Here is an 8884-nt window from a genome sequence, read left to right on the forward strand (position 1 = left end):
AGCCCGCGTAGAAGCCCATCCCCCACATCACCGCGATCAGCATCTCGACGAGCGTCGCGACGTCGGTCTCGGTGGTGAGCTCACCGCGCTCGATCGCGTCGGAGACCGCCCACGTCACGAACGCACGGGACGTCTTCAGGGAGTTGTGCTCGTCGCGGCTGAGCTCGGGATGCCGTTGCGACTCCAGTACCGAGGTGACCAGGAAGGCGGCGGCCGAACGATCGCGGGATTCGGCCTGCATCGCGGCCGAGAAGAAGGCCGACAGCCGCTTCAGAAGCGACGTCTCCACCTCGGCCTTCGCCATCCCGGCAGCGACCACCATCTCGTTGGTCTTGTCCACCACCTCGCCGTACAGCACACGCTTGCTCGCGAAGTAGTGATTGATTGCAGGTCGCGTCAGGTCTGCACGTATCGCGATTGCCTGGAATGTCGCTGCGTCGTAACCAAGTTCGCTGAATACCTCGCGTGCCGCGCGGACGATGCGCTCACGGGTCTCCGCCGCCTTAGCTGCAGGCGGACGTCCTGGACCCCGGGTCGCGGTATACGGCACAGTCAAATTGTGCCACACGTCACCGGTGTCTCCGAGGTAAATGGTTGCGGAAGGGTAGAACGTATTTCCCTCAGCAAACCTTCGTCTGTGACGGCCACATGTGCCTTGGATCCCGACTGGCGATTTGCCGGCGCAGATGGGCACCCACAAAAGGTGCGCTCCACCATCCGACAACTATGGTGACGCCATGGCGAGCGTCGTAACCCGACAGTCGTACTTCGACGCCGGCCTCGACGTCCTGTCCGACCTCGGATACGGCGGACTGAAGCTCGCCGAGGTCTGCAATCGGCTCGGCGTCACGACCGGTTCCTTCTATCACTACTTCACCAGCTGGTCGGTATACACCCGGGCGCTCATCGCGCATTGGCGGCAGGCCCGCACCGTCAGCGTCATCGACGTCATCCGGGCCGAACCGAATCCGCGCCGTCGCATCGGCTCGCTGATCAAGGAGGGGCTCGCCCTGCCGCACAGCGCCGAGGGCGCGATCCGGGTGTGGAGTGCCATCGACGCCGAGGTGCGCGCGGTGCAGGCGGCCGTCGACCGGCAGCGTTTCGACTTCCTCGTCGAATCGGCGTTCGAGATCCTGCGAAACGCGCACCAGGCGCAGGTGTTCGCGTCGTGGGCGCTTTACCTTCTGGTCGGCTACGAGCAGGCCGCGCTGCCGCCGCGGACCCCAGGCGACATCGAATGGATCGCCGACCAACTCCTCAACGCATTGGATTCGGGCAGGTTCGGCACGCTCCCCAACGACGGCTGATGGCGCCCATCCCGCCGGTACCATCCGGTGCATGCTGAACCCGGCTGGCCTATGGCGCCGGGCGGTGAACCGGATCAACGAACGCGATCCCGAACGCGACGCGCTGCGCCGTGCGGTCCGGGCGGCGATCGTGGTGCCCATCGTGGCGGCCGTCGCGTTCGCGGTCGGCGGTGGTTCGCAGACACCCATGTTCGCCATCTTCGGTTCGGTGTCATTGCTGGTCATGGTGGACTTTCCCGGCAACCGCGCGGCCAGGGCGGTGGCCTATGGCGGCCTCGGCTTCAACGGCGCCGTGCTCATCACCCTGGGCTCGCTGGTTGCACCCATCCCCTGGCTGGCCGTGACCACGATGTTCCTGCTCGCGGTCGCGGTGACGTTCTCGGGCGTACTCAGCGAGATCGTCGCGGCCGGGCAGCGGTCGACGCTGTTGACGTTCGTGCTGCCGGTCTGCACCCCACCAGGGCCGATCCCCGAGCGGCTGTTCGGGTGGCTGATCGCGCTTGCGCTCGCCGTGCCCGCCGCCCTGTTCCTGCTGCCGCCGCGACATCACGACGATCTGCGCAGGCACGCCGCGTCGGTGTGCCGGACGCTGGCCGACCGACTGGACGGCGTCGCGTCGGCTGACGACGTGTCCTCGGCGATGGGGGCACTGCGGGCCAACTTCCTCGGTGCGGACTTCCGGCCCGTCGCACTGACCGCGGGCAGTCGCGCGCTGGTGCGGGTGGTCGACGACCTGCAGTGGCTCTCCGACCGCGTCACCGACGCCTCAGGGGATCTGCTGGCCGAGATGCGGGACTCCGTGGTGAGGGTGCTGCGCGATTCGGCGAACGTGCTGACCACGCCAAAGGCCGAGGGACGCGACGAGGTCCGCGGGGACCTTGCGCTGGCGCTGGCCGTCCAGCGGTTGGTCGCGCAGAGCCGCTACCGCGACGACATCGTCGAAATCCTCGACGAGGACAACGACGCCGCCGCGATCGGCGTCGGACGAAAGTTGTTGACCCGTCGGACGATCTCGGCGTGCGTCGGCGCCACCGGACGCATCATCGGCATCGCCGCGGATGCCGATGCCCGGCCGGTGTGGGCCCGGGTGCTGGGCCGCCGGCTCCCCGCGTCCGGCGCGTCCGACCGGTTGTTGTCGGAGTCCCAGGCCATCGCGTACCTGACCACGGGCTTCGTCGCCACGCGCGCGGTGGTGGTGCGCAACAGCCTGCGCACCGGGCTTGGCCTGGCAATCGCCGTCGCGATCACCCATGTGTTCCCCGTCCAGCACGGCTTCTGGGTCGTGCTGGGCGCCATGTCGGTGCTGCGCAGCAGCGCGCTCACCACCGGCACCCGCGTCCTGCGCGCCGTCACGGGCACCGGGATCGGCTTCGTGCTGGGTGCGGTGTTCATCGAGTTGATGGGCGTCGACCCCGTAGTGATGTGGACGATGCTGCCGATCGTCGCGTTTGGTTCGGCGTACGTGCCCGAGGTGGCGTCGTTCATCGCGGGGCAGGCGATGTTCACCATGATGGTGCTGATCATCTTCAACGTGATCGTGCCGACCGGTTGGAGCGTGGGGCTGATCCGCGTGGAGGACGTGGTGGTCGGCGCCCTGGTCGGCGTCGTGGTCTCGCTACTGGTGTGGCCGCGCGGCGCGTCGGCGGCGGTGTCGAACGCGATCGACGCTGCCTGCGCGGTCGGATCGACGTATCTGAGGGCAGCGGTGCATCGCGTCATCCGGGGCGCGTCCGAGGCCGCCAACGACCGCGTCTTCGCCCTCGGGCACGATGCAATGACGGCTTCTCGAACGCTGGATGACGCTGTACGCCAGTACCTTTCGGAGAGCGGTGGGTCGACGGACCTTCGCGCGCCGGTGATCCGGGCCGCCAACCGTGCGATCCGGGTGCGTACGGCGGCCGAGCTGATCGCCGACGTCGCGCCGCCGCCGCTCGCCGCCTACCCGCGGGTGCGAATGGTACTCGAGTCCCATACCGACGCCATCTGCGAGCGCCTCGACGGGGCCACGAACAGCGCCGAGTTCGGACCCATCAGCGACGACTTCGTGCTGGCGTTGCGCGCCGAGTCGGGTGGCGACGCCCTGGCGGTGTCGGCCGCTCTCCCGCTGGTCACCGTCGCGGCGAATCTTGGCGAGCTGGAGTTGCTCTACCCCGAACCGGTGGAGCCCGTCGCCAGCCGCATCTAGCGACCGGTGGTGTGCGGCATCAGCGCGTTCGGCGGGATGACGCCGAACTTGCCCGCGTTGAAGTCCTCCATGGCCTGGACCAGCTCCGCCGTGGAGTTCATCACGAACGGGCCGTAGTGGAAGACCGGCTCGCGAATCGGCTTGCCGCCCAGGATCAGAATCTCCATCGCGGGACGGTTCGAGTCCTGGCCCTCCGCTGCGCCGACCGAGATTCGGTCGCCAGGACCGAACACCGCGAGTTGCCCCTGCTGGATCGGATGCGCCACCGGGCCGGCCGTGCCACGGCCGGACAGCACGTAGACGAGCGCGTTGAAGTCGCGGTTCCACGGGATGTTCAGCCGCGCTCCGGGCTCGATGGTCGCGTGCGCGAACGTGATGGGCGTGTACGTCGAACCAGGTCCTGGCTGACCGTCCCCGATCTCGCCTGCGATCACGCGCACCAGCGCGCCGCCGTCCTCGGACGACAGCAGCCTGACCTCGCCACCTTCGATGGCCTGGTACCTGGGGGTGGCGAACTTGTCCTTCTTGGGCAGGTTCACCCACAACTGGATGCCGTGGAAGGTGCCGCCGCTCTCGACGAGTTCGGCGGGCGGGGTCTCGATGTGCAGGATGCCCGAGCCTGCCGTCATCCACTGGGTGGCGCCGTCGGTGATCAGACCGCCGCCGCCGTGCGAGTCCTGGTGGGCGAAACGGCCATCGATCATGTAGGTGACGGTCTCGAACCCGCGATGCGGATGCCAGTCGGTGCCACGAGGCTCGCCGGGTTGGTACTCGATCTCGCCCATCTGGTCCATGTGCACGAACGGATCGAGGTCGGTGGCACTCACGCCAGCGAAGGCGCGGACGACGGGGAAGCCCTCGCCCTCGTAGCCCCGCGGTCCGGTGGTGATGGAGCGCACCGGGCGTTCGGTGTCGTAGGCCGTGGGCCCGGCGACCCGGGGCAGGGTGAGCGTGTCGGCGGTGATGGCTGGCATCGATACCTCCTTGGTCGGAACGTATCCAAGTTAACCGGACTACGGTCCGATTAATTCCGCCGCAGTCGCAACCCGTTCCTCGGCGAGCGCCTAGGAGTGGCCCCTAGGTCAGGGCTGCGATCGCCGCGGCACGCGCGTCTGCGGCACTGGCCGTCGCCAACGCCGCATCGGCCGCCGCCCGGCATTGCGCGAGGGTGACCTGGGCGAGTCTTGCGCCGACGCCCGTGACCGCCGCGGCGGCCGCCGACAGCGACGACACCCCGAGGCCGACCAGTACGCAGGCCAGCAGCGGATCGGCGGCGGCCTCGCCGCAGACGCCGACTGGCTTGTTCACCGCGGCACCGGCTTTCGCCGTCGTGGCGACCAGCGCCAACACCGCGGGCTGCCAGGGGTCGGTGAGGGTCGCGAGCTCGGCCGACATCCGGTCGGCGGCCATCGTGTACTGGGTCAGGTCGTTGGTGCCGATCGACAGGAAGTCGACGTGGGCGAGGATGCGGTCGGCGAGCAGCGCTGCGGCGGGCACCTCGATCATCACGCCGGGCGTCAGGCCGTGCGAACGGGTCTGCGCGGCAAAGGCTTCCGCCTCGGCGGGCGTCGCGATCATCGGCGCCATCACCCACGGCGAGCTGCCCGTCCGCTGTGCCGCCGCTGCGATCGCCTCCAGCTGCCGGGTCAGGATGCCGGGGTTGCCGTCGGCGATGCGGATGCCGCGCACACCCATGGCGGGGTTGGCCTCCTCCGGGTGGCCGACGAACTTCAGCGGCTTGTCCGATCCCGCGTCGAGCGTGCGGATGACCACCTTGTGGCCGTCGAACGCCTCGAGCACGTCGCCGTAGATCAGTGCCTGCTCGTCGACGGTGGGCTCGGTGTCGCGATTGAGGAAGCACAGCTCGGTGCGGAACAGACCGACGCCCTCGGCCGGAGTCTCACGGGCCAACCGGGCGGCTGCGCCGTCCTGGACGTTGGCCAGGATCGCGACGACGTGTCCGTCGGCGGTGGCCCCAGGACCGGTCCAGCCCTTGGCGAGGTCGGCCTCGCGCTGCGCCACCTCGACGGCGCGCGCTGCGGCATCGGCGTCGGGTTCGACGGTGACCGTGCCGAGCGTGCCGTCGACCATCACCATCGTTCCTGCGGGCACCGCATCGAGTCCGGCGACCGCCACCACGCAGGGGATGCCGAGCTGGCGGGCGATGATCGCGGTGTGACTGGTCGGGCCGCCGAGGGTGGTGGCCAGTGCGACGACGAGTGCGGCGTCCAGACCCGCGGTGTCGACCGGTGCCAGGTCCTCGGCGCACAGGATCGACGGCACGTCGGGTACCGGCACACCGGGTTCGGGCAGCCCGGTGAGGTCGGCGATGACGCGATCGCGGACGTCGCGCAGGTCGGTGACCCGTTCGGCCATCAGCCCACCGAGCTGGGTGAACATCGCCGCGATCTTGTCGATCGCCGCCGCGACCGCCTGCACGGCTGGGCTGCCGCCGTTGATCCGCTTCTCGGCGTCCGCCAGCCAGGCCCGGTCCTGCGCGAGCGTCGCGGTGGTGGCGAGCACCTCCGAGGCGACCCCCGCCGCGTGCCCGGCTCGCGCGCGCAACCTTTCGGCTACCGCAGCGGCGGCCGCAGTGAATCGGGCCACCTCTGCGGGGCGGTCCGCTTCGTCCAGTTCGGCCACCGGTGCCCCGTCGATCCGCGGGCGCGCGCCTGGCCGGATCACCGGCGCGTACTGCACCCCGCCGACCGCCGGGACCCCCTTCAGTACGCGAAGTGACGTCGTCGAAGATGGCGTGCTCATGTGAACCAGGTTACAAGAAATGATTGACAAGTCAACACAGTCAGGGGTAAAACCAAACATATCAACATTCAGAACGCAGATATCCCACACAAGCGGAGGGTCATGTACGCTGAAGAGCGCCAAGACGCGATCGCCGCCATGGTGATCAGCAGGGGCCGTGCCTCGGTCGCCGAACTGGCCAAGGCCTACGACGTCACCACCGAGACCGTCCGTCGCGACCTGGCCGCCCTCGACAAGGCCGGCGTCGTGCGCCGAGTGCACGGCGGCGCGGTTCCGGTGCGCGCCCTGCACCTCGTCGAGCCGGGCGTCGGCGAGCGGGAATCCACCCGCGCCGACTACAAGGACGCCATCGCCGCCGCGGCCACCGAGTTCTTCCCGTTGAGCGGGGCGAGCGTGTTGTTGGACGCCGGCACCACCACCGCACGCATCGCGGCCCTGGTGCCCACCGACCGGGAACTCATCGTCGTCACCAACTCGGTCCCCATCGCCGCCCGGCTGGCCGCCATCCCGTCGGTATCGCTGCAACTACTCGGCGGCCGGGTACGCGGCATCACCCAGGCGGCGGTCGGCGAGCAGGCGCTGCGGGTGCTCGACACCATGCGGGTCGACATCGCCTTCATCGGCACCAACGCGATCAGCGCTCGGCACGGGTTGTCCACGCCCGACAGTGAGGAAGCCGCAGTCAAGCGCGCGATGGTTCGCTGCGCCAACTACGTCGTGGTGGCCGCCGACTCCACCAAGGTCGGCCGCGAGGACTTCGTCAGCTTCGCCCCGATCTCGAGCGTGGACACGCTCATCACCGACAGCGAGATCAGCGACGCCGACCGCACGATGCTCACCGACGAGGGCGTCGAGGTCGTCATGGCGGGAGGCCCCGAGTGATCGTCACCGTCACGCCCAACCCGAGCATCGACCGCACGGTCACGCTCGGCGCGCCGTTGACCCGTGGCGCGGTGCACCGGGTCACCTCCGCCACCACCGAACCCGGCGGCAAGGGCGTCAACGTGGCCCGCGCCCTCACTTTGGCGGGAGTGGACGCCGTCGCCGTCCTGCCGGCCGCCGACACCGACCCCATCGTCGCGGCCCTGCAGTCCAGCGGCGTCCCGTTCCGGTGCGTTCCAGTGACGGGCACCGTCCGAACCAACCTCGCGATCACCGAATCCGACGGCACCACGACCAAACTCAACGAGCCGGGGGCGCCGCTCGACGACTCCGCACGTGACGCCCTGACCCGCGCCGTGGTCGCCGCCGCCGCAGGCGCATCGTGGGTGGTGCTGTCCGGCTCACTGCCGCCGGGCATGCCCGACGACTGGTACGCCGAGCTCGTCGCAACGCTCGCGCCTGCCGCGTGCCGGGTCGCCGTCGACACGTCCGAGCGTCCGCTCGACGCCCTTGCCGCGGCGTTCGGCCGTGCCGCGCCCGACGTCATCAAGCCCAACTCCGAGGAACTCGCCTGGCTGGTCGGCGCATCGCCTGCGGAACTCGAAAGCGCGGCGGCCGCAGGCGATCCCGACCCGGTGGTGCTGGCCGCGCGCCGACTGATCGACCGGGGCGCGCGCACGGTGCTGGTCACCCTCGGCGCGGCAGGCGCCGTGCTCGTCGACCGGACCGGGAGCTGGATGGCCACACCTCCGCCGATCACGCCGCGCAGCACCGTCGGTGCGGGCGACAGCGCACTGGCAGGATACCTGCGCGCCGAAGTCGGCGGGGCAGACCCTCCACAACGGCTCCAGATGGCCGTCGCCTACGGCAGCGCAGCAGCCGCACTTCCCGGCTCGGCACTGCCGTCTCCCTCCCAGATCGATCTCAAAGCCGTTCGGGTGTATGCGATTACGCCCGCGTCCACCCATCCCGAACCCACCAGAAAGTAGCGAGATGTCCATCATCACCACCGACCTGGTCGCCCTCGACGTCGACGCCGGCGGCGACAAGGAGGCCGTCATCGGCCTGCTCGCCGGCCGACTCGCCGCCGCCGGACGTGCCACCGATAGCGCGGGGCTGATCGCCGCCGCGATGGCGCGCGAAGCTCAATCAGCCACCGGACTGCCCGGCGGGATGGCCATCCCGCACTGCCGATCTCCCTACGTCGACGAGGCCACCATCGGCTTCGCCCGGCTGTCACCCAAGGTCGACTTCGGCGCACCCGACGGACCCGCCGACCTCGCCTTCCTCATCGCGGCGCCGGAATCCGGTGGCGCCGAACACATGAAGCTGCTGTCGAGCCTGGCCAGAGCGCTGGTGCGCAAGGACTTCGTCGAGTCGCTGCGCAACGCATCGTCGGCCGCCGAGATCGTCGACCTGGTCGAAGGTGTGGTCAACCCCGCCCCTGCCGCGCCCGTTGCGGCGCCGGTGGCCCAGGAGCAGAAGCGGACGATCGTCGCCGTCACCGCCTGCCCCACCGGCATCGCGCACACCTACATGGCCGCCGATTCGTTGGTCGCCGCTGGCAACAAGGCCGGTGTCGATCTGCAGGTCGAGACGCAGGGCTCGGCGGGCAGCACTCCGCTGCCCGCCGAGACCATCGCCGGCGCGGCCGCCGTCATCTTCGCCACCGACGTCGGGGTCAAGGACAGAGGTCGCTTCGCGGGCAAGCCGGTCATCGCGTCCGGGGTCAAGCGTGCGATCAACG

The 8884-nt window shown here is 69.7% G+C and carries 8 protein-coding genes; 5 read left to right on the forward strand and 3 right to left on the reverse strand.

Annotated elements, in window-relative coordinates; translation table 11 throughout:
- Window positions 1–550: TetR/AcrR family transcriptional regulator (locus tag QOC69_RS17305; protein ID WP_526441717.1), on the reverse strand; the 550-nt coding region annotated here is incomplete at its 3' end.
- 187 nt (window positions 551–737) lie between these two features.
- On the opposite strand from QOC69_RS17305, the gene QOC69_RS17310 reads away from it, so the two are divergent.
- Entirely contained in the window at window positions 738–1307 is a 570-nt protein-coding gene (locus QOC69_RS17310) for a TetR/AcrR family transcriptional regulator (protein ID WP_526441719.1), read from the forward strand.
- A 31-nt stretch (window positions 1308–1338) separates the two neighbouring features.
- On the forward strand, window positions 1339–3492 hold the full coding sequence (locus tag QOC69_RS17315) for an FUSC family protein (RefSeq protein WP_526441721.1): 2154 nt from the start codon (window positions 1339–1341) through the stop codon (window positions 3490–3492).
- Here the strand turns inward: QOC69_RS17315 and QOC69_RS17320 are convergent.
- Both QOC69_RS17320 and QOC69_RS17325 read right to left on the reverse strand, forming a co-directional pair.
- The gene (locus tag QOC69_RS17320; protein ID WP_526441723.1) at window positions 3489–4466 is read right to left on the reverse strand and encodes a pirin family protein; all 978 of its coding nucleotides are present in this window, start codon (window positions 4464–4466) and stop codon (window positions 3489–3491) included. The two genes, QOC69_RS17315 and QOC69_RS17320, sit on opposite strands and share 4 nt — an antisense overlap.
- 103 nt (window positions 4467–4569) lie before the next feature.
- Complete coding sequence (locus QOC69_RS17325; protein WP_526441725.1) at window positions 4570–6315, reverse strand: phosphoenolpyruvate--protein phosphotransferase; 1746 nt, start codon at window positions 6313–6315, stop codon at window positions 4570–4572.
- A 42-nt stretch (window positions 6316–6357) separates the two neighbouring features.
- Between QOC69_RS17325 and QOC69_RS17330 the strand changes: the two genes are divergently transcribed.
- From QOC69_RS17330 to QOC69_RS17340, 3 genes are all read left to right on the forward strand, one after another.
- Window positions 6358–7137 carry a DeoR/GlpR family DNA-binding transcription regulator gene (locus tag QOC69_RS17330; protein WP_526441728.1) on the forward strand — a complete coding sequence of 260 codons (780 nt, stop codon included), beginning with the start codon at window positions 6358–6360 and terminating at the stop codon, window positions 7135–7137.
- Entirely contained in the window at window positions 7134–8126 is a 993-nt protein-coding gene (gene pfkB, locus QOC69_RS17335) for a 1-phosphofructokinase (protein ID WP_526441730.1), read from the forward strand. Before QOC69_RS17330 ends, pfkB begins: the two co-directional genes overlap by 4 nt.
- 4 nt (window positions 8127–8130) lie before the next feature.
- On the forward strand, window positions 8131–8884 hold a 754-nt coding region (locus QOC69_RS17340), incomplete at its 3' end, for a fructose PTS transporter subunit IIB (protein WP_526441732.1).

Source organism: Mycobacterium sp. (genome assembly GCF_032162105.1).
Taxonomy (GTDB): domain Bacteria; phylum Actinomycetota; class Actinomycetes; order Mycobacteriales; family Mycobacteriaceae; genus Mycobacterium.

Excerpts from the sequence above, each read along its gene's own strand:
- QOC69_RS17310 (WP_526441719.1), top strand. The coding sequence starts at position 738 with ATGGCGAGCGTCGTAACCCGACAGTCGTACTTCGACGCCGGCCTCGAC.
- QOC69_RS17315 (WP_526441721.1), top strand. The coding sequence starts at position 1,339 with ATGCTGAACCCGGCTGGCCTATGGCGCCGGGCGGTGAACCGGATCAAC.
- QOC69_RS17320 (WP_526441723.1), bottom strand. The coding sequence starts at position 4,466 with ATGCCAGCCATCACCGCCGACACGCTCACCCTGCCCCGGGTCGCCGGG.
- QOC69_RS17325 (WP_526441725.1), bottom strand. The coding sequence starts at position 6,315 with ATGTTTGGTTTTACCCCTGACTGTGTTGACTTGTCAATCATTTCTTGT.
- QOC69_RS17330 (WP_526441728.1), top strand. The coding sequence starts at position 6,358 with ATGTACGCTGAAGAGCGCCAAGACGCGATCGCCGCCATGGTGATCAGC.